At 60.4% G+C, this 25,509-nt stretch carries 26 protein-coding genes, 2 tRNA genes and 1 pseudogene; 11 read left to right on the top strand and 18 right to left on the bottom strand.

Features of this window, described 5'->3' with window-relative positions:
• Positions 1-306: 306 nt before the first annotated feature.
• From ANTHELSMS3_RS16530 to pdxH, 5 genes are all read right to left on the bottom strand, one after another.
• Positions 307-765, bottom strand: coding sequence for a hypothetical protein (locus ANTHELSMS3_RS16530; protein ID WP_094035828.1), 459 nt, complete (start codon positions 763-765; stop codon positions 307-309).
• Positions 766-1,285: 520 nt separating this feature from the next.
• Positions 1,286-1,362, bottom strand: a tRNA-Pro gene (locus ANTHELSMS3_RS16525).
• 54 nt (positions 1,363-1,416) lie between these two features.
• Complete coding sequence (locus tag ANTHELSMS3_RS26505) at positions 1,417-2,226, bottom strand: DUF192 domain-containing protein (protein ID WP_368074421.1); 810 nt, start codon at positions 2,224-2,226, stop codon at positions 1,417-1,419.
• Complete coding sequence (locus tag ANTHELSMS3_RS16515) at positions 2,202-2,729, bottom strand: cold-shock protein (RefSeq protein ID WP_094037191.1); 528 nt, start codon at positions 2,727-2,729, stop codon at positions 2,202-2,204. The genes ANTHELSMS3_RS26505 and ANTHELSMS3_RS16515 overlap by 25 nt, the downstream gene beginning before the upstream one ends.
• 160 nt (positions 2,730-2,889) lie before the next feature.
• Positions 2,890-3,495: a pyridoxamine 5'-phosphate oxidase gene (gene pdxH / locus ANTHELSMS3_RS16510; protein WP_094035827.1), complete on the bottom strand. Its 606-nt coding sequence runs from the start codon at positions 3,493-3,495 to the stop codon at positions 2,890-2,892.
• Between the two features lie 145 nt (positions 3,496-3,640).
• Here pdxH and fabI point away from each other — a divergent pair, with 145 nt between their 5' ends.
• The 7 genes from fabI (at position 3,641) to ANTHELSMS3_RS16480 (ending at position 10,793) form a co-directional block, all read left to right on the top strand.
• Entirely contained in the window at positions 3,641-4,447 is an 807-nt protein-coding gene (gene fabI, locus ANTHELSMS3_RS16505; protein ID WP_094037190.1) for an enoyl-ACP reductase FabI, read from the top strand.
• 10 nt (positions 4,448-4,457) lie between these two features.
• Positions 4,458-4,589 carry a hypothetical protein gene (locus tag ANTHELSMS3_RS26360; protein WP_302630574.1) on the top strand — a complete coding sequence of 44 codons (132 nt, stop codon included), beginning with the start codon at positions 4,458-4,460 and terminating at the stop codon, positions 4,587-4,589.
• Positions 4,590-4,599: 10 nt separating this feature from the next.
• Positions 4,600-5,103 (top strand): xanthine phosphoribosyltransferase, encoded by a 504-nt coding sequence (gene gpt, locus ANTHELSMS3_RS16500; protein WP_094035826.1) that lies wholly within the window; start codon positions 4,600-4,602, stop codon positions 5,101-5,103.
• Between the two features lie 147 nt (positions 5,104-5,250).
• On the top strand, positions 5,251-6,447 hold the full coding sequence (locus tag ANTHELSMS3_RS16495) for an aminotransferase (RefSeq protein WP_094035825.1): 1,197 nt from the start codon (positions 5,251-5,253) through the stop codon (positions 6,445-6,447).
• Positions 6,448-6,476: 29 nt separating this feature from the next.
• Positions 6,477-8,321, top strand: a complete 1,845-nt coding sequence (locus ANTHELSMS3_RS16490; protein ID WP_094035824.1) for a peptidyl-prolyl cis-trans isomerase — start codon at positions 6,477-6,479, stop codon at positions 8,319-8,321.
• A 4-nt stretch (positions 8,322-8,325) separates the two neighbouring features.
• Positions 8,326-9,840, top strand: a complete 1,515-nt coding sequence (gene trpE, locus ANTHELSMS3_RS16485) for an anthranilate synthase component I (protein WP_094035823.1) — start codon at positions 8,326-8,328, stop codon at positions 9,838-9,840.
• Positions 9,841-9,959: 119 nt separating this feature from the next.
• Complete coding sequence (locus ANTHELSMS3_RS16480) at positions 9,960-10,793, top strand: HalD/BesD family halogenase (protein WP_094035822.1); 834 nt, start codon at positions 9,960-9,962, stop codon at positions 10,791-10,793.
• On the opposite strand, the gene ANTHELSMS3_RS16475 is transcribed toward ANTHELSMS3_RS16480, so the two are convergent.
• Positions 10,790-11,191 carry a SufE family protein gene (locus ANTHELSMS3_RS16475; RefSeq protein WP_094037189.1) on the bottom strand — a complete coding sequence of 134 codons (402 nt, stop codon included), beginning with the start codon at positions 11,189-11,191 and terminating at the stop codon, positions 10,790-10,792. The two genes, ANTHELSMS3_RS16480 and ANTHELSMS3_RS16475, sit on opposite strands and share 4 nt — an antisense overlap.
• Before the next feature lie 130 nt (positions 11,192-11,321).
• Between ANTHELSMS3_RS16475 and ANTHELSMS3_RS16470 the strand changes: the two genes are divergently transcribed.
• Positions 11,322-11,828: a hypothetical protein gene (locus ANTHELSMS3_RS16470; protein WP_094035821.1), complete on the top strand. Its 507-nt coding sequence runs from the start codon at positions 11,322-11,324 to the stop codon at positions 11,826-11,828.
• Between the two features lie 7 nt (positions 11,829-11,835).
• Here the strand turns inward: ANTHELSMS3_RS16470 and rnd are convergent, their stop codons facing one another.
• The 3 genes from rnd to purM form a co-directional block, all read right to left on the bottom strand.
• Entirely contained in the window at positions 11,836-12,993 is a 1,158-nt protein-coding gene (rnd, locus tag ANTHELSMS3_RS16465; protein ID WP_094035820.1) for a ribonuclease D, read from the bottom strand.
• 101 nt (positions 12,994-13,094) lie between these two features.
• Entirely contained in the window at positions 13,095-13,688 is a 594-nt protein-coding gene (gene purN / locus ANTHELSMS3_RS16460; RefSeq protein ID WP_094035819.1) for a phosphoribosylglycinamide formyltransferase, read from the bottom strand.
• Positions 13,685-14,731 (bottom strand): phosphoribosylformylglycinamidine cyclo-ligase, encoded by a 1,047-nt coding sequence (gene purM, locus ANTHELSMS3_RS16455; RefSeq protein WP_094035818.1) that lies wholly within the window; start codon positions 14,729-14,731, stop codon positions 13,685-13,687. The genes purN and purM overlap by 4 nt, the downstream gene beginning before the upstream one ends.
• 127 nt (positions 14,732-14,858) lie before the next feature.
• Here purM and ANTHELSMS3_RS16450 point away from each other — a divergent pair.
• Positions 14,859-14,935: transfer RNA gene (locus tag ANTHELSMS3_RS16450), tRNA-Ile, on the top strand.
• A gap of 479 nt (positions 14,936-15,414) precedes the next feature.
• On the opposite strand, the pseudogene ANTHELSMS3_RS16445 reads toward ANTHELSMS3_RS16450, so the two are convergent.
• The 5 genes and pseudogenes from ANTHELSMS3_RS16445 to ANTHELSMS3_RS16425 form a co-directional block, all read right to left on the bottom strand.
• A pseudogene (locus ANTHELSMS3_RS16445) lies at positions 15,415-16,208 on the bottom strand (IS5 family transposase).
• 100 nt (positions 16,209-16,308) lie between these two features.
• A complete protein-coding gene (locus ANTHELSMS3_RS16440; protein WP_157733540.1) occupies positions 16,309-16,548 on the bottom strand; it encodes a hypothetical protein in 240 nt (79 codons plus the stop codon).
• Positions 16,549-17,102: 554 nt separating this feature from the next.
• Entirely contained in the window at positions 17,103-17,537 is a 435-nt protein-coding gene (locus tag ANTHELSMS3_RS16435) for a YbaN family protein (protein WP_094035816.1), read from the bottom strand.
• Between the two features lie 123 nt (positions 17,538-17,660).
• A complete protein-coding gene (locus ANTHELSMS3_RS16430; protein WP_094035815.1) occupies positions 17,661-18,077 on the bottom strand; it encodes an Rrf2 family transcriptional regulator in 417 nt (138 codons plus the stop codon).
• A gap of 137 nt (positions 18,078-18,214) precedes the next feature.
• Entirely contained in the window at positions 18,215-19,756 is a 1,542-nt protein-coding gene (locus ANTHELSMS3_RS16425) for a helicase HerA-like domain-containing protein (RefSeq protein WP_094035814.1), read from the bottom strand.
• Positions 19,757-20,232: 476 nt separating this feature from the next.
• On the opposite strand from ANTHELSMS3_RS16425, the gene ANTHELSMS3_RS16420 reads away from it, so the two are divergent.
• The gene (locus ANTHELSMS3_RS16420) at positions 20,233-20,835 is read left to right on the top strand and encodes an invasion associated locus B family protein (protein ID WP_094035813.1); all 603 of its coding nucleotides are present in this window, start codon (positions 20,233-20,235) and stop codon (positions 20,833-20,835) included.
• 90 nt (positions 20,836-20,925) lie between these two features.
• Here ANTHELSMS3_RS16420 and ANTHELSMS3_RS16415 read toward each other — a convergent pair whose 3' ends face one another.
• Positions 20,926-21,894, bottom strand: a complete 969-nt coding sequence (locus ANTHELSMS3_RS16415) for a DUF808 domain-containing protein (protein ID WP_094035812.1) — start codon at positions 21,892-21,894, stop codon at positions 20,926-20,928.
• A 19-nt stretch (positions 21,895-21,913) separates the two neighbouring features.
• Complete coding sequence (locus ANTHELSMS3_RS16410; RefSeq protein WP_094035811.1) at positions 21,914-22,303, bottom strand: DoxX family protein; 390 nt, start codon at positions 22,301-22,303, stop codon at positions 21,914-21,916.
• A 182-nt stretch (positions 22,304-22,485) separates the two neighbouring features.
• On the opposite strand from ANTHELSMS3_RS16410, the gene gap reads away from it, so the two are divergent.
• Positions 22,486-23,490, top strand: a complete 1,005-nt coding sequence (gap, locus tag ANTHELSMS3_RS16405; RefSeq protein WP_094035810.1) for a type I glyceraldehyde-3-phosphate dehydrogenase — start codon at positions 22,486-22,488, stop codon at positions 23,488-23,490.
• Between the two features lie 102 nt (positions 23,491-23,592).
• On the opposite strand, the gene ANTHELSMS3_RS16400 is transcribed toward gap, so the two are convergent.
• On the bottom strand, positions 23,593-24,174 hold the full coding sequence (locus tag ANTHELSMS3_RS16400) for a YdeI/OmpD-associated family protein (RefSeq protein WP_094035809.1): 582 nt from the start codon (positions 24,172-24,174) through the stop codon (positions 23,593-23,595).
• On the bottom strand, positions 24,174-25,508 hold the full coding sequence (locus ANTHELSMS3_RS16395; RefSeq protein ID WP_094035808.1) for a sigma-54-dependent transcriptional regulator: 1,335 nt from the start codon (positions 25,506-25,508) through the stop codon (positions 24,174-24,176). Before ANTHELSMS3_RS16395 ends, ANTHELSMS3_RS16400 begins: the two co-directional genes overlap by 1 nt.
• Position 25,509 lies beyond the last annotated feature (1 nt).

Below are 25,509 nucleotides of genomic sequence, written 5' to 3'. Positions count from 1 at the left end.
AATAAATTGGACGTCCCCGCAAGTCATGGAAATACAAGAATAGACGGGGATTTACGCACAGCTCCTTGTGGATAACTTGAGGTATCGTCGCGCTGATGATTAATTTTTGTTAATCTTGTGCACCGTTTGGAATGTTGCACTCGGACCACGTTCAACCCTGCAATTCGGTCGTTCCGCTGGGCGCGACACCACATCTGGTGGGAAACGATTCTCTTTTCGCCTCCCTACCCTTAGTGCCTGCCAACGCGGAACTGCCTGGACCAAGCGGTCCGGGCGATCAGGACAGTCAGCAAAGGCCAGCCTAGGTCAGACCAGCACTATGTCACCCGACACTTGCGTCAGTTGCGTGTCTTTCAACGTCACGATGACATCCTGATCGGCAAAGACCACGTCGTCGCCTTGTTGCATCATCTGGGCGATGGCCGCATCGGCAACCGCATACCCGAAGGCAGTGAAATCCAGCATGTCCCAGGATTCCAGATCGGTCACAGTGGGGCTGCTGCCGCCGTGAATCGTGTCCATGCCGATCCCGTCCGGGATCTCGACCCCCTGCAGAACGATCTCACTCAGGGACCGCGGCATGATATCGGCGGGCGTGTAGTCGGTCATGGTGACAGGGCTGACGGAATTTCTGTCATCGCCAAGGTCGTAACTCTGGACGAAAAAGACGTTTCCGTTAGCGTCCGCCATTGGCATCATCCCGCCCGAGGACAAAGGCAGCAGAACGTCGCCATACTGGCCCTCGCCCTCCAAAACCTCGCCCATACCCTCTTTGTTGGCGTCGTCGGCGCAACGGAATGGATCGGCGCACCTTCGCCATCGAACAGCCTGCGAATGTGCTGGGCATGGGGTTGCGACGGCGTCAGTCTGGTGGCCGAACTCGCGACGTTCAGATAGGATGACCCATCTTTGTCGGTGACAATCGTAAGGATTGCGGCACCTTCGCCGCCCGATCAGTTGAGCGCGCCCAGATCAGCGGTCTAGAAAGAATCAGCCTGTCGCGTTTCTCGTACCCATAGCCACGCAAGGAAGTTTCGGAAGTTTCAGATTCTCATAAAAATGGTTTCACCGGCGCTGACGGGGTGGGGCCAAAGGCAAATCCAAACGCCGTTTGGCCCGTCAACCAGCTTGCGACGCCGTATTTTGCGACCGGGCAAAAGGCTTCAGGGTTGTGGTCATTTGTTAATAGAGTGTGAAATCGTCTCTGCAAGCCGTTGATTTCATTGACACACCAAGCTGTCCACGCGTGGACACCCGCTTGGGCCTGAACCGGTCTGCAAGAAAGTGGTCGGGGCGGCGAGATTCGAACTCACGACCTTCTGTACCCAAAACAGACGCGCTACCAAGCTGCGCCACGCCCCGACGATTTGTGCGGTTTATCCGCACAAAAGCAGATTGAAAAGCCCAATTTGCACCTCAGCAGGGCCAAGCCGCACGACGCACTGTCGGGTGCCGGATTTGCGCCCCCTCTTCGATGCGCAACATCTTGGCCAGACCGCCATTGATCTCCAGCACAAACTGCACCTGATCGCCGCCGGGGATGGATGTCAGATCACCCGGTGTGGCGCTGTGATGGACCTTGACCACCACGCCGTGGCTGTCGGCAAAGATCATGTCGAGCGGGATCAGCGTGTTTTTCATCCAAAATGCGACCGGTTGCGGTGCTGGGTAGACAAAAAGCATACCCTTGCTGGTGGGCATGAAATCGACGTTCATCAGCCCCTGCGCGCGGTCTTCGGCCGTCTTGGCCACATCGACGGAAAAGCGGGCTTTGCCGAAATCACCGCGAAGATACAAAGTGTCATTGCGACACGCGCCGATTCGGCTGTCAGGATCGGGTTTGGCGGCAGGATCAACACCTGCATCGGCGATCGGCTCATCCCCGATAGGCAGAATCGGTTCCAAAGCCGGCGGCACCTCAGCCGGCGCAGTTGCGACCGGCGGATCGGTGGGCACCTCTTCGGCAGGAGGTTCGGGGTCGCTTGGACCCCGTGCCACCGGCTCACCGTCCTCTGGTGCGTCGGCATCCGGGGTCTCGGCCACCGGATCAAGCGGCTTTGCCGGATCTGCTGAATCCAGCGGATCGGCAGGCTCTGCCGCCGGCGCCGATGGCATCGGCGGCGGCGCGGCTTCCTGTTCCAGAATGACAGAGCCATCGCCCTGCCCCAACACCGGCCACGCCACCAGCGCGGCCATCAAACTCAACGCGACAAGGCGCTTTCCCATGCAGTCACTTCCATCGCCATGTGTCCCCGCTTGCCCTCAACGACGCGGATGGCAAGGGCCTCGCCCGGTTGCAAATCCGCGAGGCCCGAGCGGCGCAGGACCTCGATATGAATGAACACATCTTCGGGTTTTCCGAACACATTTGCAAACCCGAAACCCTTTGCCTTGTCGAACCATTTGACCCGCGCCGGTTCCAGCACCGCTTGTGCCATCACTTCGGGGTCAATCTGTTCGAAATCCGCCAAGGGCGCGTTTTCCGGAAGATCGGGTGGTTCAACCTTTAGAACCTGCGTTGCCTGAACACCCCGGTCGGTGCGTTGGACTGTGATTTCTATGGCGGCACCGTCCGCCACCGAACTTTGCCCGAAATTCCTAAGGACATTCGCATGGAGCAGAATATCCGGTCCCCCATCGTCCGACACGACAAAGCCAAAACCCTTGACCGGATCGAACCATTTCACCCGTCCCGCAACAGCGGTCTGGTCTATTTCCTCATGTGTCAACGCCGTTTCCAACTGTACCAACTTGTCCCCAGCCCGAGTCTTGGAACAAAGCCGGCCTTCAACGCAAGACAGGTCATTGGTATTTTTGTGTCAGAGACGGCATTCAGAGAAATTGAGATACTTCATTCCATGGGGGAAAATGTACATCATTTCAACGTCTTCAAGGGTTTAGCCGGGCGACATCCCAAGTGTCTGTTATATCCTTTCGAGACCAGCGGAACCTGTCATGCAGACGAAATGCACCGTCCGCCCAGAATTCAATCTCCAGCGGAATGATCCGATATCCACCCCAGAACGGCGGGCGGACCGGATTTGTGCCGTGGCGCGCGGTGATCCGAGCGACCTCTGCCATCAACGCCGCGCGACTGGATAGCGGCTGGCTCTGCTGACTGGCCCAGGCTCCCAACCGACTCTTGAGAGACCGTGACGTATAATAGGCGTCGGCCTGCGGGCCGTCCTCTTTTTCGACCAACCCGCGCACGCGGATCTGCCGACGCAGCGATTTCCAATGCATCACAAAGGCCGCCTTGCCCGCCTGATCGATTTCCTGCGCCTTGCGGCTGTCGTAGTTGGTGTAAAAGACAAAGGCCGCATCCTCGATCTCTTTCAACAAGACCATGCGCGCGTTTGGCAATCCGTCGGCATCGACCGTCGACAGGGCGATGGCGTTGGGATCGTTGGCCTCACACTCTTCAGCCTCGGCCAGCCAGTTTCGGGCAATGACAAACGGATCGTCCCCGGCAAAGATCCCGCTACGGTCGCTCATCTTGTATATCCTTCTGTCCATTGCCGCGACTTGCCGCCTGTGTCGCCCGGGATGCAAGGCAGGAATTGCGCTAACGGCAGGCTTGATGGTCGCCAAGCGATACCCTAAAGGTCGCTGCATCAATGATCTGGCGGAAAGGGCGACAATGTCAAACCAGTTGATGGCGGGAAAACGCGGCCTGATCATGGGATTGGCCAATGATAAATCAATCGCCTGGGGCATCGCCAAGGCCTGCGCTGACGCTGGAGCGGATCTGGCGTTTTCCTATCAGGGCGAGGCGCTGAAAAAGCGCGTCGATCCGCTGGCCGGGCAATTGGGATCAGATTTCGTGCTGCCCTGCGATGTGGGTGACGAGGCGTCGATTGACTCGCTGTTTGCCGGACTGAAAGAGCGTTGGGACACTCTGGATTTTGTTGTTCATGCCATCGGGTTTTCCGACAAGAACGAACTGCGCGGCCGCTATGTGGACACGTCGAAATCCAACTTTGCCATGACGATGGATATTTCCGTCTACAGCTTTACCAGCGTGATGCAGCGCGCCGAAAAGATGATGAAAAACGGCGGCAGTGCCGTGACGCTGACCTACTACGGCGCGGAACGCATCATGCCGCATTATAATGTCATGGGCGTGGCCAAGGCAGCGCTGGAGGCATCGGTGCGCTATCTGGCAGAGGATCTGGGCAAGGACGGCATCCGCGTCAACGCGATCAGCGCCGGCCCGATCAAGACGCTGGCCGCCAGCGGCATCGGCGATTTCCGCTACATCATGAAGTGGAATGAGTACAACTCGCCCTTGCGTCGCAATGTGACCATTCAGGATGTGGGAAAATCGGCGCTGTACCTGTTGTCCGAACTGGGCAGCGGCGTCACCGGCGAGACGCACCATGTGGACGCAGGATATCACGTTGTCGGCATGAAGGCGGTGGACGCGCCCGACATGTCCAAGGGCTGAGGCCCCGTGCGTGGACTGGCCCGCCCTTGTCACGTTCAACGATGGCACGCCACTGCCGCTGCTGTTTGTGACGTACAAGCATCACGGCGCGGGCGTTCTGCGACCCGGACGCCGCTACCCGAATATCAATGGGCTGAGTTGAGGAGACAGGGATGACCGACCGCCTGCCGCACGAAAAAGGCTTTCACGTCAGTTGGGACCAGTTGCATCGGGACGCGCGCGCCCTGGCGTGGCGCCTACAGGGACGCGGTCCCGATGACGGCGCTTGGCGGGCCGTCGTGGCGATCACCCGCGGCGGCATGGCACCCGCGATGATTGTCGCGCGCGAACTGGACATCCGAATCGTCGATACGATCAGCGTCAAAAGCTACAACCATCAGGCCCAGAGCGCGCCCAAGGTGATCAAGTCGCCGAACATGGAATATGTCGGCGACGGCACCGGAGTACTTGTGGTGGACGATCTGGTCGACACCGGCCGCACGCTGGAGGTGGTGCGCGCACATATGCCCAACGCGCATGTGGCGACAGTCTATGCCAAGCCCCAAGGCCGCCCGCAGGTGGACACCTTCATCACCGAAGTGAGCCAGGATACCTGGATCTTTTTCCCGTGGGATATGGCGTTGCAATACGTCAAACCCTATCGCGGCGACGACTGAGGGCGTGATCCCCGCGATCTTCAGGCGCGCCTGACGGCGCACTCTTACTCTCGGGGGCGTTGCCCCCAAACCCCCAGACGAGGGCTCTGCCCTCGCGCTCCCGGGATATTTCCGGACAGAAGAAATCGCCAGACGGAGTTCACGACAATGGTCTCGCGCACTGAAGCCACCTTCTTTCCGCCTATCCCGGAGGCACAACGCTGGTTGCAAGGGGTCACGTTTCCCGCTGATCGGCCGCTGATCAACCTCAGTCAGGCAGCCCCCGCCGATCCGCCACCGCCTGCGATGCGCGCCGCCATGGCGCAGATGATGGAGGAAGCGTCCAGCCATTCCTATGGTCCCGTTCTGGGTTTGCCGGGTTTGCGCGCGGCGCTGGCCGTCGAGTGGTCAGGCCACTATGGCGGCACGGTAGATCCGGCGCAGGTGGCCATTACAGCGGGGTGCAATCAGGCTTTTGCCGCAGTGATAGCGGCCACCTGCAATGAGGGTGACGAAGTGATCCTGCCGGTGCCGTGGTACTTCAATCACAAGATGTGGCTGGACATGAGCGGTGTAAGGGCGGTTCCGTTGCCGTGCGGGCCGGATTTGTTGCCCGATCCGCTGGCTGCGCGCGCCCTGATCACGCCGCGCACGCGGGCGATTGCCATGGTGACGCCGAACAATCCCTGCGGGGTGGAGTATCCGGCTGAGGTGGTGGAAGGTTTCTTTGACCTGTGTCAGGACGCTGGTATCCGGTTGATCGTGGATGAAACCTACCGTGATTTCGACTCGCGTAGCGGCGCGCCGCACGGATTGCTGACGCGCGACAACTGGGACGACACACTGATCCAGCTTTATAGTTTCTCCAAGGTCTACCGGCTGACCGGGCACCGCGTCGGGGCCATCATCGGCGCGGCCCCTCTATTGCATCAAATCGAGAAGTTTCAGGACACGGTGGCGATCTGCGCACCATCTTTGGGACAGCGCGCGGCGCAATGGGGGCTGGAGCATCTTTCGCAATGGCGGTCCGAGCAGCGCGACGAGATTCTGGATCGGCGCGCCGCTATCCAAGAGCATTTTGGCCCGTTGGAGGCGAAAGGCTGGACCTTGTTGGGCTGTGGCGCCTATTTTGCCTATGTCGAGCACCCTTTTGCCGAAGGCTCGGCCCAGCTTGCGCCACGCCTGGTGCGCGACGCGGGTGTGTTGATCCTGCCGGCCACAATGTTCACCCCTGAGGGCGACACCAGCGGTGACCGCCAATTCCGGGTGGCCTTTGCCAATTCCGACCGCGCTGGCATCGCAGAATTCGCCCGACGGCTGGCGCAGGTCGAAGGCCCCCTTGCAGCCTCGCAAGGCGCAGAATAGACAGGGGCGGAACTGCGCGGGAGGGCGGCATGGCTGCGAAAAAGTCCGGTATCGGAAAGTACTTCGTCTGGGGCCTGCTGGGTCTGCTTTTGTTGGGGTTGGGCGGCTTTGGCGCCACCAGCTTTACCGGCACTGTTCGCTCGATCGGCAAGGTCGGTGAGGCGGAGATTTCAACGTCTGACTATTTCCGCGCCCTGCAGAGCGAGATTAGTGCTGTCCAGCAACGGACGGGCCAAACGTTGAGTTTCCAACAGGCGCAGGCGCTGGGCCTGACCCAGCAGGTTCTGAGCCAGATGGTTGTGACTGCGGCGCTGGAGAATGAGGCAGCTGTGCTGGGGATCTCCGTTGGCGATGAACGGCTGGCCGAAGATCTGCGCAATATTCGCGCATTTCAGGGTGTCGACGGCAGTTTTAATCGTGACGCTTATAAGTTGACGCTGGAAAACGCCGGTTTGAATGAGCGCGCCTTTGAGGAAAAGCTGCGGGACGAAAGCGCCAGCACGTTGTTGCAGGGGGCGGTTTTGGCCGGGGTGCGTTTGCCCGACACCTATGTTGATACGCTGTTAGGCTATACTGGCGAGCGCCGCGCCTTTAGCTGGGCCGAAGTAGATGGTTCTGATCTGGACGTCCTGCCCGCCCCCACCGGGGAAGAATTGCGCGCGCATTATGACGAGAACATCGCCCTGTTCACCCGCCCTGAAACCAAGCGCCTGACTTATGTCTGGCTGACCCCAGAGATGATTGTGGACAGCGTTGAGGTCGATGAGGACAGCCTGCGCGCCGCCTATGAGGAGCGCATCGAAGAGTTTGACCTGCCTGAACGGCGCCTGGTCGAGCGTCTGGTGTTCAGCGATCAAGCTGCCGCCGAGGCCGCTCTGGCGCGGATCGACGCCGGTGAGGCCGTGTTCGAGGATCTGGTCGAAGCCCGCGGACTGGATCTGTCGGACACCGATATGGGCGATGTGACTCGTGGCGATTTGGGCAAGGCTGCGGACGCGGTCTTTGGTGCCGAAGTGGGTCAGGTTGTTGGCCCCGCGCCTACCACGCTGGGTCCGGCGCTGTTTCGGATCAATGCTGGGCTGCCCGCGCAATTGACCTCTTTCGAGGACGCGGTCCCCGCCCTGCGTGGCGAACTGGCGCTGGACCGCGCCCGTCGCGTAATCGACACCCAGATGCAGAGCTTTGACGACGAACTGGCGGCAGGTGTGACTCTGGACGAACTGGCAGAATCTACCGATCTGGTGATTGGCACGCTGGGCTGGACCGGCGAAAACGATGACGACATTGCAGGTTATCCCGCCTTCCGCGAGGCGGCCGAGGCGATAGACATCTCGGATTATCCGGCAATTGCTCAATTGGGCGACGGCGGGGTGTTTGCGGTGCGACTGGACGAAGTATTGCCGCCCGAGCCCTTTCCCTATGAAGAGGTCGAATTGCGGGTACAGGCGGATTGGCGACGCGCACAAACGGCAGACGCGCTGTTTGCGCGGGCCGAGGCGCTCGCCGGCGAACTGGGCGAAGGCGTGACCTTTGACGGTGCAGGCCTCGAAGCCCGTTCCGAAGACGGGCTGACGCGCAACGCTTTTGGTGCCGATCTGCCCCGCCCGCTGCTGGAGGCCGTGTTTGACATGGCCCCGAACGAAGTGCGCGCTGTGCGGGCGGACGATCTGGCCGTGGTGGTCCGCTTGGATGAGATCCTTGCCGTCGACATGGAGAGCGAGCAGTCCAAGCAACTGGCGCAGTTGTTCCGCGATCAGGCGGCGCAAGACGTGGCACAGGATCTGTTCCGCGCTTTGTCGACCGATATTCAGACCCGCGCGGGCGTCGATCTTGACGAGGCCGCCATCAACGCGGTGCACGCGAACTTTCAGTGAGACCATGGCACAACTGACCCCTTCTTTCGACGGCTTTGCCGAAGCCTATGCGGCAGGCCGCAACCAGGTGGTCTATGCCCGTCTGGCCGCGGATCTGGACACCCCGGTGTCCCTGATGTTGAAGCTGACCGGCGCCGCGCGCGATGCCTTCATGCTGGAATCGGTGACGGGCGGCGAGGTGCGCGGGCGTTATTCGATCATCGGCATGAAGCCGGATCTGATCTGGCAGTGTCACGGACACAGCAGCCGCATCAATCGGATGGCGCGGTTTGACCCGGACGCTTTTGAGACGCAAACCGACGAGCCACTGACCGCGTTGCGTGCGCTCTTGGCCGAATCGCGGATTGATCTGCCCGATGACCTGCCGCAGTCGGCGGCGGGTCTGTTCGGCTATCTGGGCTATGACATGATCCGGTTGGTTGAACACCTGCCGGATGTGAACCCCGACCCGCTGGGCCTGCCCGATGCGCTGCTGGTTCGGCCCTCTGTTGTGGCCGTTCTGGACGGGGTAAAGGGCGAGGTGACGGTGGTGTCCCCCGCATGGGTGCAGGACGGGCTATCGGCCCGCGCCGCCTATGCGCAGGCGGCGGAGCGGGTGATGGATGCGGTGCGTGATCTGGAACGCGCCCTGCCCCAAGCCTCACGCGATTTGGGCGACGCCGCGGAACTGGGAGAACCGGTTTCCAACTTTTCCCATGCGGACTATCTGTCTGCCGTCGAGAGGGCCAAGGAGTATATCCGCGCGGGCGATATCTTTCAGGTGGTACCATCGCAGCGCTGGACGCAGGATTTCCCACTGCCGCCCTTTGCGTTGTATCGATCATTGCGGCGCACGAACCCCTCGCCCTTTATGTTCTACTTCAACTTTGGCGCCTTTCAGGTCGTCGGTGCCAGCCCCGAGATCCTGGTTCGGGTCTTTGGCGATGAGGTGACGATCCGCCCCATCGCTGGCACCCGGCCGCGAGGCGCGACTCCGGCTGAGGACAAGGCGCTGGAAGAGGATCTGCTGGCAGACAAAAAGGAACTGGCAGAGCATCTGATGCTGCTGGATCTGGGTCGGAACGACACCGGAAAAGTGTCCAAGATTGGCACCGTGCGCCCGACAGAGCAGTTTATCATCGAACGCTACAGCCATGTGATGCACATCGTATCGAACGTGATTGGCGAACTGTCCGAGGATCACGACGCACTGTCTGCCCTGTTGGCAGGTTTGCCCGCAGGCACCGTTTCGGGTGCGCCCAAGGTGCGCGCCATGCAGATTATCGATGAGCTGGAACCGGAAAAGCGCGGAGTCTATGGTGGCGGTGTCGGGTATTTCAGCGCAGGTGGCGACATGGACATGTGTATCGCCCTGCGCACCGCGCTGGTGAAAGATCAAAAGCTGTATATTCAGGCGGGTGGCGGCGTGGTCTACGACAGCGACCCCGAGGCCGAGTACCAAGAAACCGTGCATAAATCCAACGCCATCCGCCGCGCGGCCGCAGATGCGGCGCGGTTTACAGGCTCCGGCAACAGCTAAACATGCTCTGGCACGCAGCGTGGGTCTGACCATTCGCGACATTTGCGACGTCGATTCTGCGACAGACGGACCCGTGCATCGCATCGTTTCCTTGGTGGAGCACCAAGGGATGATCAGCCATGAACGCCTCCGACCTCATCGACCTCACCCGTTACCCAATTGATAGCGCCGGACGAGACGCCCTTTTACGCAAGGTGCGCTCGGAACTTGCCAGCGATGGCTGCGCCGTTCTCAAAGGGTTTCTGACCCCCGAAGGCGTGCGCGCCATTGCCGCAGAGGCGGACAGTGTCGCGGATCAAGGGCATCGCAGTTATTCACGCACCAACCCCTATTTCACCACAGACAACCCGGATCTGCCGGAAGACGATCCGCGTCGACAGTTCTATGAGCGGTCCAATGCCTTTATCGCCGCCGATAACTTCGCGCGGTCAGGGGCACTGCGTGCAGTGCATGACTTTCCCGCTTTTGATCCTTTTATCCGCGATTGCCTGCAGGAAACGCGATTCCATCGCTATGCCGATCCACTGGCGGATGTCATCGTGAACATGGCGACGGCAGGAAACGGCTTTCCCTGGCATTTTGACACCAACAATTTCACCGTCACGCTGGCAATTCAGAACGCGGATGACGGCGGTGCCTTTGAATATGCGCCAATGATCCGGAACAGCTCATCCGAACAGTTCGATGATGTGGCCGAAGTCTTGGCCGGCACCTCGGACAAGGTCAAAAGCCTGACGCTGGAACCCGGCGACCTGCAACTGTTCAAGGGCCGCTACAGCCTACACCGGGTCACGCCGCTGAACGGTCCGACCCCGCGCTATGTGGCGATCTTTTCCTACGTCGAAGAGCCGGACATGGTGGGCGCGCCGGAACGGACCAAACAGCTATATGGCCGCGTGCTGCCCATCCACCTTGAACGTGCAGGTCGCCGGGCAGATGCGTTGATCGACTAGGCCGCCTGTTCGCGAATCCGTTCGATCATCGCGCGTAATCCGTTCGAGCGCTGCGCCGACAAATGATCATTCAGACCCAACCGGCCCAGTTCGGCGCGGGCGTCCACGGCTTGCACCTGTGTCATGGGCAGTCCGTCGTACAGCCGGTGCAACAAGGCAATCAGCCCCTTTACGATCAGTGCATCGCTGTCGCCGCTGAAATGAAAGATACCGCTTTCCGGCGTCATGTGCAGCCAGACCTGACTGGCGCAGCCCTCGACCTTGGTGGCAGGCACCTTCAGCGCGTCGTCCATGGGGGCCATGTCCTTGCCCATCTCGATCACCATGCGATAGCGGTCTTCCCAGTCCTCCAGGAACTCGAAATCCTCGACCACCTCTTCAAAAGCCGCCTGCGCCATTGTGCCGTCTCCTTTTGTCGAAGACCTAGGCGGCGTCGTGCCGAAGGTCCAGCCCCCGACCGCGCGCGATGTGCTTTTCAACGCCGCCATTCTGCGCTAACCCTCTGGAACATCTCGCTGGGGGCTTGTCATGTTCAAACCGGTATCGGTACTTCTTTTCGCGACGCTGGTTCTGACCAGCTGCGGCGCCGTCCGCGACAGCCGCGTCAATCCGTTGAACTGGTTCGGACGCAGCCAGTCCGCGCCGGTTGTCATGACGGACACAGAGGTGAACCCACTGATCCCGCGCCGCAAGGAATCCATCTTTCGGCAGGAAAAAGACACCAGCTACCGGGGCACCGCTTTGGGTGAGATCACGGAACTGGTGATTGAACGCCGTCCCGGCGGTGCGATCATTCGCGCCACAGCCGTCGCTGATCAACTGGAGGCGTTTGACCTGAAACTGGTCAAAGTCGAAGAAGAAAGCGGTCAGGGAACGCTGACTTATGTCTTTCGCGGTCTGCAACCGCGCCGCGCGCAGGGGCCGGTTGCATCACGGACACATACTGCGGCGATCTGGGTGACAGACAATCAGCTACGGGATGTTCGGGTCATTCAGGTCAAAGGGGCGCGCAATGTGCGCACCGTGAGGCGTTAATCGCGCCTCAGAGCTCGATCACCACAACCGATTTCCCCTTGGCCGCCAATGCGATCTGACCGTCGCACAGGCGCAGGGCGTCCTCTCCGAACACCTCGCGCCGCCACCCGCTCAGAGCGGCGACATTGCGCTGTCCAGCGGCGATGGCATCCAGATCCGAGGCAGGCGCAATCAGCTTTGACGCCACACCCGAACTTTCGGTCTTGGCCTTCAACAAAACGCGCAACAGATCCGCCAGCGCCGGGTTCACCTGCAGTTTGTCGCGATCATTGTCGACCTTGGGCAGGTTTTCTCTAGGGCACTCCTGCCCGGCCTTCACTGCGGCCAAAATCCCGTCGGCAATGGCCCCTTTGCGTGCCTCGCGCAGCAGCAGGCGCGAGCCGCCAAGGTCATTCATCGTCGCCGGTTTGGTCGAGGCCAGTTCTACCAAGGCGTCATCCTTGTAGACACGGTTGCGCGGCACGTTGCGCTCTTGCGCATAAGATTCGCGGAACGCGGCCAGTTCGCGAACGATGGCCAGAAAGCGCGGCGAGTTGGATCGAGTCTTGATCCGCTTCCACGCGTCCTGCGGCAGGGTCACATAGGTCTGCGGATCCAGCAGCGTGGCCATTTCCTCACCGACCCAACGCGCACGACCGGTTTCTTCCAGCTTGGCGGCAAGAAACTCATAGATCTGGCGCAGATGGGTGACATCCGCCAGCGCATAGGTTTTCTGCGCATCGGTCAGCGGGCGTCGCGACCAGTCGGTAAACCGTGAGCTTTTGTCCAGTGGTTGTTTGACGATCCGTTTGACCAGAGTCTCATAGCCGACCTGTTCGCCAAAACCGCAGACCATCGCAGCGACCTGCGTGTCAAACAACGGCTTGGGGATCACCCCGTTGTCGACTTGAAAGATCTCCAGATCCTGACGGGCGGCATGGAATACTTTGACCACGCTTTCGTTGCGGAAAAGATCCATCAGCGGGTCCAGCGACAATCCCTCGACCAGCGGATCAACCAGAACAGCGTTTGAATCGTCCCGCCCCGGCATCGCCAACTGAATCAGGCACAGCTTGGAATAGTAGGTCCGTTCGCGCAGGAACTCTGTGTCGACGGTGACATAAGGATGCTCTGCTGCGCCTTCACAAAAGGTGCGGAGCTCTTCGGTCGTAGTGATTGTCTGCATACCGCGTTATTCGTCTTTGCTTTTGGTGTTGATCCCCGTCGCGTCGCACGATCCTACAGGTTTACCGGGCAAAGGGAAGTGCCGCCGCCGCCGACCAGCGGTCAATCCAGCAGGACGGGCGTGAGGTCATCGGCGGCAAAGCGGCGCAGCACAGCCGGATACAGGCGGTGCTCTTGCGCCAGCACCCGTTCTGCCAGCGTGTCGGGCGTGTCGTCGGCCAGGATCGGCACGCGCGCCTGACCCAGAATCGGCCCGTCGTCCAATTCCGGTGTGACCTCATGAACGGTACAGCCCGCCTCTGCATCACCTGCGGCAATGGCACGGGCATGGGTGTGCAGGCCACGATACTTTGGCAAGAGCGAAGGGTGAATATTGATCATCCTCCCCTCCCACGGGGTCACAAACCCCGCCGTCAGCACCCGCATGAAGCCCGCAAGGCACAGGATGTCCGGCGCATGTGGGGCCAGTGCCTCTTGCAGGGCTGCCTCGAACGCGGCGCGGTCCTTGCCAAAGGGGCGGTGATCGACCACCGCCGTGGCCACGCCCATCTCCGCCGCCTTGGTGAGTCCCCCGGCATCAGCACGGTTGGACACAACAAGGACAGACTGCGCCGGATGATTATCACGGGCCATGTCCTCTACCAGACGGACCATGTTTGACCCGCCGCCAGAGATGAAGATGGCGACCCGCTTCACCCCAGCGATCCGCTATAGGCCACACCTTCACCGGCAGTCACCCGACCCAGCCGGTGAACGCGTTCGCCCATCTCTGTCAGCAGGGCGTCTATCGCGTGTTCGCTTTCAGCGTCGACGACCAGAATCATGCCAATGCCGCAGTTGAAGGTTTTCAACATTTCCGCCTCTGCGATGCCGCCGACGCCCCGCATCCATTTAAAAAGATCGGGCAAGTCCCAAGCGTTCAGGTCGATCTCTGCCCCCAAACCTTCGGCCAGCACCCGCGGCAGGTTTTCGGTCAGGCCGCCGCCGGTGATATGGGCCAGGGCGCGCACCCCCCCTGCCCCGATCGCCGCCAGCGCCGGTTTGACATAGAGTCGTGTCGGCGTCAGCAGCGCCTCGCCCAACGTCGCCTGCCCCCAGGGGCACTCCGCGTCCCAGCTCAGGCCCGACATCTCGACCAATTTGCGGACAAGGCTGTATCCGTTGGAATGCACCCCATCGGAGGCAAGGCCCAGCAGCACGTCGCCCTCGGACACACCTGCAGGCAGCGCGGTGCCGCGCTCCATCGCGCCCACGGCGAATCCGGCAAGGTCGAAATCGCCTGCCGGGTACATGCCCGGCATTTCAGCTGTTTCGCCGCCGATCAGCGCGCAGCCAGAGCGCACACAGCCCTCGGCGATACCCTCAACCACACGCGCGGCGGACTCTGTCTCCAGCTTGCCGGTGGCAAAATAGTCGAGGAAAAACAGTGGTTCTGCCCCTTGGCAGACCAGATCGTTGACACACATGGCAACAAGGTCAATGCCCACGCCGTCCACATGGCCGGTGTCGATGGCGATGCGCAGCTTGGTCCCCACACCATCGGTAGCCGCGACCAGCACCGGATCGGTGTATCCGGCGGCCTTGAGGTCAAACAGCGCGCCGAAACCGCCGAGCCCGCTCATCACACCTGTGCGGTTGGTGCGTTTGGCTGCGGGTTTAATCCGCTCGACCAGCGCGTTGCCCGCGTCGATATCCACGCCCGCTTGGGCATAGGTCAGCCCGTTCTTGCCATCGCTCATCGGGATCTCCTTGACGCGCCCGGCCCCCTGACCCGGCGAATTGCGCCGTCGCTTAGCGCATCGCGTGCCGCCCTGCAACGTGCCTGCTTGACGCGCCGGGGCGCTCTGGTACGAAGAGCGGCACGGTGGGCCTGTAGCTCAACTGGTTAGAGCAGGGCGCTCATAACGCCTTGGTTGCGGGTTCAAGTCCTGCCGGGCCTACCACTGTCAATTTAGATCATTGATTAAATTGACACTCTTAAAGTTTGTGGACCACAGATTATGCTGCGTGGCCCACCCTTTCTAAATTCAGGATCGAAATTCTCCCGATCGCTCGTGCCGCCAATGCAGCCCTTTCGTCCCCTCGCGTGTACACTTCGAACGTCTTTGCGTGAGTATGCGACTCAATGCCATGATCTCGTACTGTGTCGCACCGGCAGCCGCGAGCAACTCCGCTACTCCTTTTCGAACACCGTGATGCGTTCCCCGTTTTGGCGATCCGGCGTCAACTGTCCATTTCTGGATCTTGTTGCACATAGACACAGATGAAGCGAATGGCTGACCAGCTGCAGTCGTGATGGAAATCTCCCACCTAGGCTGGGGTTCCAGTTCTTCCGAAAGTTGCCTGAGCACAGGAACATCTACATGCGCCGAGCCTTTCTTGGATGGTTGGAAAGACAAAATCCTTGGCCTGGGCTCAGGACTCATAGCCAATAGACGACGGTTGCAGCGAGAGCGATGGCAGAGAACAAGGCTTTGGGGCATCTGTCGTATCTAGTTGCGCCGCGCCGCCAATCCTTGAGCCGCCCAAACATGATTTCGATCACCGCCCAGCAGTGCATTGCGTAGCAATGTCACGAAAGAGGCGGTTGCGTCGTTTGTATCGACGCTTGTCGTTTTTGACTGGCGTTTTCCGTAGCCGTCTACCGGGGATGCAGGCGCGTGTGCCTTTGTCTTGCAAGGCTGCCCGGAACCAGTCAGCGTCGTAGCCCCGGTCCCCAAGCAACCATTTGACCTGTGGCAACGTGCTCAAAAGAGCCCGCGCCCCGATGTAATCGCTGCCCTGCGAAGACGAAAAAGTTGGTTGGACGTCCCTGACTGTCGCAAATGGCGTGAAACTTCGTGTTCATCCCGCCCTTGGTGCGCCCGATCAGACGGCCACGCCCCCTTTTTTCGCGCCCAGACTGGACGCGGTGCGATGTGCCTTTAGATAGGTCGCATCGATCATCACCGTCTTCTTCTCACCGTGCTCGGCTGCCAGCCCGGCCATCATATGCGCGAAGATGCCTTTGTCGCTCCACCGCTTCCAACGGTTGTGAAGCGTCTTGTGCGGACCATACTCTCTCGGTGCATCAAGCCACCGTAAGCCATTGCGTTTTATGAAAATAGCACCGCTCAACAGGCACAGATCATCAACGCGTGGCTTGCCGTGGGACTTCGGGAAACAGGGATCAAGGCGCGCCAACTGCGCTTCGCTTAGCCAGAAAAGACCAGACATGTCACCGCTCCGGTTTCGGAGCCGTGAATCGCGCAACAGATCTGAAATAAGTGGGTCCTGAACCTAGCATTCCAGAGGGCCTTAGCACCGCCATTCCAATTCACAAGCTCATGAAAAAAACATCCTTTCCGATTGTGAGAGAACCGCTTGCCAGTAGGCGCGTCGCGGTAGCTTCGCGCTCGGTCTTTCTGCGCGTGCGTTCCGCTTTCGAGTAGACCTGTTCGAGCCCCAGCTTCCGCGCGGTGCAATCGGTGGTCCCCAGCAACTCTGCGATCGTGTCACCGCCATAGTGAAAAACGACCATCTTTTCTCGGGCTCGACGACGAAGCTTTTCCAGCACTGCGGTCTGCCCCGCGAATGATCGCGTCGATTTCGGCGTCGGGCAGACCGGAAACTGAGAATTGCGCCCATCGCCAGACCTCGTCAGAGATTTCGCTCACTGGGCCGGTATGCGTGAGGGAGGTCGCGAGGACGTATACGGACGTGGCACACCCGAATCGCTGGTGAGTGAAGCGTCTTTGGGTCGGTCAGACCTTGGCTATCGGTCACATGGCCTTTGGCCATGTCTTGCCGTCCGCCCAAAGGGTTGACGTCGCATTCATCTCCTGCTCCGCCTTGTGGAAGGACTAAGTCATCCGCTCGTCCCACGCGACAACATGTGCGGCACTCTCGGGCGTGCATCTCTTACGCGTTTTTTCGCGGCTTTGCGAAAGCCAACGCTCGAATTATGCCCGACGGATCGGGCGCCTCGCATGGTTCACGACCGGAGCGCCATGATCCGCGCCGTCAAGGCGGGTCTTGCAAAGCGGATCGGAAGCAAAAGCGGGGGCCGGATGGATATGGTGTTCTCCTGTTGCCCCACCCCGCCGAAAAGTTGCACATACAAGCCCGAAATTACCGATCAGCGGGCGGTCTTCGGCGGATGGTCAGACAGGTTGTGCTACAACCAAGGGGATTGGGCCGACTGAGGAAGAACCACGCACCCGCCGCGACCAGCACGGCTTGCAGCAACTTGATCGCCAAGGGCAAGGCCGAAGCAAGACCAAGGCCAAGCGCTCCTGCCATCATTAAGACCGAAATCGCCTTGTAGCGCGGTGCAATCGCACCGTGGGTGCGCCAATCGGTGATCGCAGGACCAAAGACCGGGCGACTTTCCAACCACACTTGCAATCGTGGACAGCTTTTGCCGAAGGCAAAGGCGGACAGGATGACAAAGGGCGTCGTTGGCAGGATAGGCAGTACCGCGCCCACAGCACCCAAGAGCAATGCAAGTCCCCCGGTGAGGAACCAAAAGGATCTGGCCGGCCAGCGATGAAGGTTGGTGAGCATGCAAGTCGCTCCCCTAATGCGCATTTCAAGCGCCTATTATATCCGACGACCAAACTTGGCAAGCAAAACCCAACTTGAACCATCAGGAATGCGTGCGGACCCGATCCTTGCCGCAACCGCCCGTTAGTCGGCCGGAGCGGGTCGGTACAGGCAATCAGCAAGCGTGCTTTTGTTCAAATCCGCAATAAAGGCCTTTTCCGCCTTCGCCAGGCGGGACTTTAGACGGCATTGCGGCATTAAGGTGCAGGAGCCCCCATCGGGCAGGAAACATTCCACAATTGATTGACCGGCTTCCAGATCGGCGACCACATCGCCAAGGCGGATATCCTCCGGCAGGTGTGACAGAACCGCGCCGCCGCCTCCGCCCCGGCGCGTTTCCAGATACCCCGCCGCAGCAAGGGCTGAAATGACCTTGGCCAGATGATTGCGCGAGATCGCAAATTCCTGGGCCAGTTCCGCTGTGGTAAAAGCCCGATCAGGTGTTCCCGCCATCCGCATGAGCACCCGAAGGCCGAAATCGGTAAATGACGTGAGGCGCAAGGCATCGTTCCTTGTTCAGTATGTTGGTCGCGCATTCACGCACTGATATGCGCACCTCAGATACCAATTTCACGCCGATCAAACAAGCCGTCGCGCCCTCACCATAGTCCGCGACCGTGATGAAAGACTAACCGCCCTCACCGGCCTCGGAACAACCCGCCTAGAACACCACGCACGATGCGGCGGCCAGTGGTGCCGGTCAGTTCTTTCATCACCATGTCGCCCATCGCCTCGCCAAAGCTTTTGCCGCGTCGAACCGGCTTGGACGTAGACCGGCTGACCCGTGTGCCTGAATAGCGCCGTCCTGCACTGTGCTCGCGGGCCTGCGCCTCTGCCTCTTCTTCGGCGCGTTCGGCCTGTTCAGCGGCCTTGGCGGCATTTTCGGCGCGTGCGCGCAGGATCTCATGGGCCGAGTCGCGGTCCACGGGCGTGTCGTATTTCCCGGCCTGCGGCGAGGCACCCAGAATGGCGCGCCGTTCCGCCGGTGTGATCGGGCCCAACTGCGACGATGGTGGGCGGATCAGTGTGCGCTGCGCCATGCCGGGCGCGCCCTTGCGTTCCAGAAACGATGTTACTGCCTCTCCTACGCCGACCGTGCGGATGGCCTGTTCGATGTCCAGCGCCGGGTTGTCTCGATAGGTTTCGGCGGCCAACCGCAGGGCGCGCCTGTCGCGCGCAGTAAAGGCGCGCAGCGCATGTTGGACCCGATTACCCAGCTGGCCAAGAATGTCCTCGGGGATGTCATCGGGGGATTGGGTGACGAAATAAACGCCAACCCCTTTGGAGCGGATCAGACGCGCCACCTGTTCGACCTTGTCGATCAACGCCTTGGGCGCACCGTCAAACAGCAGATGCGCCTCATCAAAGAAGAACACCAATCGAGGTTTGTCCGGGTCGCCCACCTCTGGCAGTTCTTCGAACAACTCTGACAGCAGCCACAATAGAAAGGTCGCATACAGGCGCGGACTGTGCATCAGTTTGTCTGCGGCCAAGATATTGATCATGCCCCGCCCGTCCGGCGCGCGTTGCATCAAATCGGCCAGATCCAGCGCGGGTTCACCAAACATCCCCCCGCCGCCTTCGTTTTCCAGCACCAACAGTCGCCGTTGGATCGCCCCGATCGAGGCCACGGAGATGTTGCCATAGCGCAGCGACAGATCCTTGCGATGTTCCCCCATCCAGGCCAACATCGAGCGCAGATCATCCAGATCAAGCAGCGGCAGGCCCTCTTCGTCACTCAGGCGGAACGCTATGTTCAGGATGCCCTCCTGCGCCTCGGACAGGTCCATTAGCCGCGACAGCATCAGCGGTCCCATCTCTGTCACCGTGGTGCGCACCGGATGGCCCTGCTCACCAAACAGATCCCAGAAACAGACCGGAAAGGCGTCATAGGCAAAGGTGTCGAAACCGATGGTCGCGTTACGGTCCATGAACGGGCTGTGCAGTTTGTGCGTGTCGCGCCCCGCGATGGCCAGACCGGACAAATCGCCCTTTACATCGGCCAGAAAGACCGGGACGCCAGCAGCCGAAAACCCCTCTGTGAGGATCTGCAACGTGACCGTCTTGCCGGTGCCCGTGGCCCCCGCCACCAGCCCGTGTCGGTTGGCGTATCCCAGATCGAGATATTGTTTTTCGCCATAGTCCGGTCCGGCGCCGCCAACGAAAACTCCGTTCCCCATGCATTCTCTCCCTAGGTCGCGTGGCAGGAACATACATCCTTAACCAATTGATGCCAGTATGTTTCCTGTTCGGGGCAACATGTCCTCTCCTGTCCCGGACTGACTTCCTCCCTGTCAGACTGGCCGCGCCCTCGGGCGCGGCTTTTTTGAGTCGGGAAAAAATCCGAAGTTGCCGGAAAAGAACATGGAAATCCCTGTTGACCAGACGCATGTCTTCTTCTAGCGTCCCCTCAATAACAAAGTCGGCCGGTCCGACAGGGAGTGAAATGGAAAAGGGCCCACGGGCCCTTTTCCTTTTTTTTCGGTCCCCGAATCGTGCCTGTGTCGCATGATCGTGGACTAGGCGATAAAGGCCGCCACGGCAGACGCGCGGCGTTCCGCGCATCAACCCTGCGTCATGCACCATTTCCTCCCTGACACCGCGACCGACGCATGTTAATCGAACGACAGCCAATGACCGGATTTTAGAGGACATCATGAAAAAACCGCTTATCCTTTTGTCGTTGATCGCCTCGCTGGGCGCTGGTGCGGGGTACGCCCAGTCTGCCGATGGCGGCGATCCGCCCGCAGGCTCCGGCCTTGATCTCGGCGAGACGGTTCAAGTGACGCCGCCTGCCGCAGGCGCGGCGGATGTGCCAGAGCCCTACCTCAAGGAGGTTCACAAGGACTGGTCTGTGCAGTGCCTGAAGATCGCCGACGACCGCGAAATCTGCCAGATGTATCAGCTTCTGGAAGATGAAGATGGCACAAAACTGGCCGACGTTTATATCTTCAAGGTAGAAGATGCAGGTCAGGCTGTCGCTGCTGGTGTGTTCACCGTGCCGCTGGAAACCCTGCTTCCGGCCAAGCTGACCGTTCAGGTCGATTCCCGTGACGCAAAGCGGTATGACTATTCGTTCTGCAACTCGCAAGGGTGTTTCGCCCGCGTCGGTTTTCTTGCCGACGACATCGAACGGTTCAAGGCGGGCAGTGCAGCACGCGTGATGCTGGTCCCGATGCTGGCCCCCGAACAGCCTGTCAGCCTGTCAATGTCGCTGGCTGGTTTCACCGCTGCGTTCGAACAGACCACCGCGCGCTGACGTTAGCCGTGATTTGAAACGAAGAATGGCGCGTCCCATTAGGACGCGCCGTTTTTTATTGCCAGGGTTTTATCGTGTGGACGGACCGGCTTAGTGCGCCTTTGCTGTGTCATCGCCAAAGAGGCGTGCCCAGATCGGCGCGACCAGTTTCGTGCCGATGGGAATCAGGATCAGCCCGACCACAAAGCCGATGACAAAGTCGATCCCCGCAGTCACGGCCCATTCCAACAGGCCGTTGCCCTGCCCCAGCGCGACGGCGGCATGATGTACAGTCTCTTCTGGCCAGTGCCAGCCCATCTCGTGGCTGGAATGCACGATGATAGACCCGCCAACCCAGAGCATGGCCGCCGTCCCGATAATGGACAGCGCCCGCAGCAGCCAAGGCATGAATTTCACGATCAACTTTCCAAATCCCTGCGTCACGCTGAGCCGTCCGTTCAGGCTTAGCCACAGGCCGACGTCATCCATTTTGACGATGATCGCCACGGCACCATAGACGAGAGCCGTGATCATGACCGCCACAACGGCCAGCGTGGCCGCTTGCATGGCAAAACTCGGGGCGTCGATGGCTGAGAGTGAGATCACCATGATTTCCGCCGACAAGATGAAATCGGTCTTGATTGCGCCTTTAACCCTGGCCTCTTCCAGATGCAGTGGATCGCCGACATCGTGGCTGCCGTCAGGGCCGCCGGAATGGTCGTCCTGCTTCATCAGCACATGCACGATCTTTTCGGCCCCCTCAAAGCTGAGGTAACAGCCGCCCAGGATCAGCAGCGGCCAGACCAGCCAAGGCGCAAAGGCCGCCATCAGTAACGCGGCAGGCATCAGGAACACCAATTTGTTGATGATGGACCCGCGCGCGATGCGCCAGATGATCGGCAATTCCCGCGCTGGTTCGAATCCCTGAAGGTATTTCGGCGTCACCGCTGCGTCGTCGATCAGCACCCCCGCCGTCTTGGACCCTGCCTTCATCGCCGCCGCGCCGATGTCATCAACAGAGGCCGCCGCCACCTTGGCGATGGCTGATACATCGTCCAGCAGTGCCAGAAGTCCACTCATGCTGCTATTCCCTTTCCGTTTATCCGGACCCTAGTGGCTTGTCCGCAAACCGCAAGCGGAACGCCCCGCCCCCCTGCGCCGCCAACGCCAGGCATCCGCCCGCGATGGCCCAATTCTTGACAAAGATACTCATTTGCCAGGGATCGTCCGGGATCAGGTGGAAAAAGGCAGTCAGGCCGCAATACGCCGCCAGCGATAGCGCGACCGGGCGTACCGCCACCCCCAATATCAGTGCCGCTCCGGCCAACGCGTTGTAGATCAGCGCCAGCCAAACCAGTGTCTCGGGCCAATTCCAACCTGTCAGCAAAGCCTGCGCGGCGCCAGGATCAACCGCCTTTTGCAAAGCACCGGCCAAAAAAAGTACCGCAATCAGGCACCTCCCGAAAAAGCTCGTCAGGTTTTCAAACATCTGTCACTCACTATTTCGAACCACCCAGCGCCACGTTACCGCAAACGTGGCGCTGGGGTTAGCGCCACCACGCGCAACCTTGCCACATTTATCGCTAACATGCTGTTTCACAAGGGCTAATGTTCTTTGCAGATGCAGCAAGCCGACCTATACGAAACCCAACAGTTTTTTAGGAGGCGCATATGACCGTCACGATCGGGATCAACGGATTTGGCCGCATTGGCCGATGCACATTGGCACATATCGCGGAGTCGGCGCGCAACGATGTTCAGGTGGTTAAGATCAACGCTCCGGGGCCGATCGACACACATGCCCACCTGCTGCGCTACGATAGCATCCATGGCCGTTTTCCCGGCGATGTGACCGTCAAGGATCAGTCCATCGATTTGGGTCGCGGCCCGATTGACGTGATGTCCTCTTATGAACTCTCCGAACTGGACTGGAGCGGCTGTGACGTCGTTCTGGAATGTACTGGCCAGTTCAATGACGGGACCAAGGCCGACGCCCATCTGGGGCGCGGTGCGAAATCGGTGCTGATCTCTGCCCCGGCCAAGAACGTGCAGCGCACCGTAGTCTATGGCGTCAACCACCGCGATCTGGTCAAGGGCGATGTCATGGTGTCGAACGGATCGTGCACCACGAACTGTCTCGCGCCGCTGGCGAAGGTGCTGGATGAGGGCATTGGCATCGAGTCAGGCATCATGACCACGATCCATAGCTACACCGGCGACCAGCCGACTTTGGACCGGCGTCATAAGGATCTGTACCGCGCCCGGGCCGCGGCGATGGCGATGATCCCGACCTCGACCGGGGCCGCGGCGGCGTTGGGTGAGGTGCTGCCCAACCTGAAGGGCAAGCTGGATGGATCTTCCGTGCGGGTGCCGACGCCGAACGTGTCGGCTGTGGACCTGACCTTTTATGCCTCGCGGGATGTGACCGTTGAGGACGTGAATGAGGTGGTGGCCGAGGCGGCTGGCGGACGGATGGGGGCGGTGCTGTCCTACGATCCTGAGCCAAAGGTTTCGATCGATTTCAATCACACCACCCACTCTTCTGTCTTTGCTCCCGATCAAACCAAGGTGGTGGGCAAGCGGATGGTGCGCGTGCTGGCGTGGTACGACAATGAGTGGGGCTTTTCGGCGCGTATGGCCGATGTGGCCGCCGCGATGGGTCGCCTGCTGCATTGAGCCTGTCCACGCGTGGACAAGAATGCGCCTCTGTAAGATCAATGGCTTACAGAGGCGTTTTTACGTCTTGTTAGGGATTCGGCTGTCCGCAGCACCGGCAATTCATCGGTCGTGCATGCCCTTGCCCTGCAAGATTCGGGGGGCGTGTTTGTCGATCCGATTGATGCGGGTCGCGGCCTGTTTCGCACCGGAGAAGTACAGCACATAGCCGCGCCGACGGCCCGGGGTCAGCGCCTCCCATGCCGCGCGGAACGCCTGATCGCTGTCCAGCCTGTCGATCAATTCCTCTGGCGATTCGAGATCGTCCTTGGCGAAATGGACCTTTTTCCCGGATTTCTCGACCGCGATGGCGCGGGTGACATAGTCGCGAATCTGATCGGCGCGCGCCGCCACCTCTTCCGCCGTCTGAAAGCTGAAGTATTTGGAGGCGCGTGAATTGGGGCCGGTCAGGATCAGCGCGCCCTCTGGGTCGTCGATCAATGTCCCCTTTAAGAACGCCAATCGACAACCATCGGAATAGCCGCCGATGATCGCCACATTGGCACCGTCAAACGTGTAACAGGCCTGCCCCCATTTCAGCGCCTCGACCAGCGGTGTGTCTGCCAGAATAGCCCGGAGCGCGCGTTTTTCCGCGCCCCAGACCGGATCGTCAAAGACCCCTGCCAGATCGCCCGCGCGCGGCATCAGAGATAATCAGCGCGCGCCAGCCCGTATTTGGCCATCTTTTCATTCAGGGTCCGGCGCGGCAGGCACAGCTCATCCATGACAGCAGAGATCGAGCCCTTGTGCCGACGCATGGTGTTGTCGATCAGCATACGCTCAAACGCCTCGACGTATTCCTTGAGCGGCTTGCCCTCGGTCGTCATCACCGGCTGCATGTCGTCATGATCGCTCATCAGCAGTGAGGCGATGGTGCCTTGCCCGCGGCGCGATTGCAGCACAGCGCGTTCTGCGAGGTTGATCAGCTGGCGCACATTGCCGGGCCACGGGGCCTGCAACAGTTGCGCCGCCTCTTGGGCCGACACCTTGGGGGCCTCACAGCCGTATTCATCCGCGTAGCTTTCGCTAAGACGGGTGAACAGGGTCAGGATGTCCTCTCCGCGTGCGCGCAGTGGCGGCACCACGATCTTGAGCGCGGCAAGACGGTAATACAGGTCCGGGCGCAGCGCCTGTTCGCAGGTGCGACCCTCTTCCTGAAGGTTGGAAATGGCGACGATGCGGGTTTCGGGCGGGGTGCCCTGATCGTTGATCGCCGACAGCAGGCGGGCCTGAGCGGCGTCTGACAGAACCTCGATGTCTTCCAGAACCAGCGTGCCGCCACGGGCCTCTTCGATGGCAGGCAGGCGCGTGTCTTCTGGCTGCATCGGGCCGAAAAGACGGGTCATCAACGCGTCTTCGGGCATCGCGCCACAGGAAACCAGTGTGAACTTCTTGCCCGCCCGCGCGCCGACCGCGTGCAGGGCGTGGGCGACCAGTGTCTTGCCGGTGCCGGTTTCACCCTCGATCAGGACGTGGCCATCTGCCTGCCCCAGATCAAGGATATCCTCGCGCAGGCGCTCCATCGCGCCGCTGGCCCCGATCAGTTTGGACATGATCTGTCCACCATCGCCCAGTTCACGCCGCAGCGCGCGGGTGTCCAGCGTCAAACGGCGCGCATTGGTGGCCTTTTTGGCAAGGTCGGACATGCGGTCCGGGTTGAACGGCTTTTCAAGGAAATCGAACGCGCCGATGCGCATCGCCTCAACCGCCATGGGCACGTCGCCGTGGCCGGTGATCATGATGACCGGCAGCGCGCTGTCTGCACCCATCAGCTTTTTCAGGAACTGGATGCCGTCCATGCCGGGCATCTTGATGTCCGAAATGACAATCCCGGGATAGTCGGCGTTGAGCGCGCCAAGCGCCTCTTCGGCGCTGGAAAAGGTTTCGGTGTCATAGCCCGAGAGGGCCAGCCACTGGCTGATGGACTGGCGCATGTCCTGTTCGTCATCGACGATGGCGATCTTCATTGCATTGGCCATG

Origin of the sequence: Antarctobacter heliothermus (genome assembly GCF_002237555.1) — a bacterium.
GTDB classification, from domain to species: Bacteria; Pseudomonadota; Alphaproteobacteria; order Rhodobacterales; family Rhodobacteraceae; genus Antarctobacter; species Antarctobacter heliothermus_B.
Note: the sequence above shows the minus strand (reverse complement) of the source record. Positions and strands in the feature narration are given on the sequence as shown.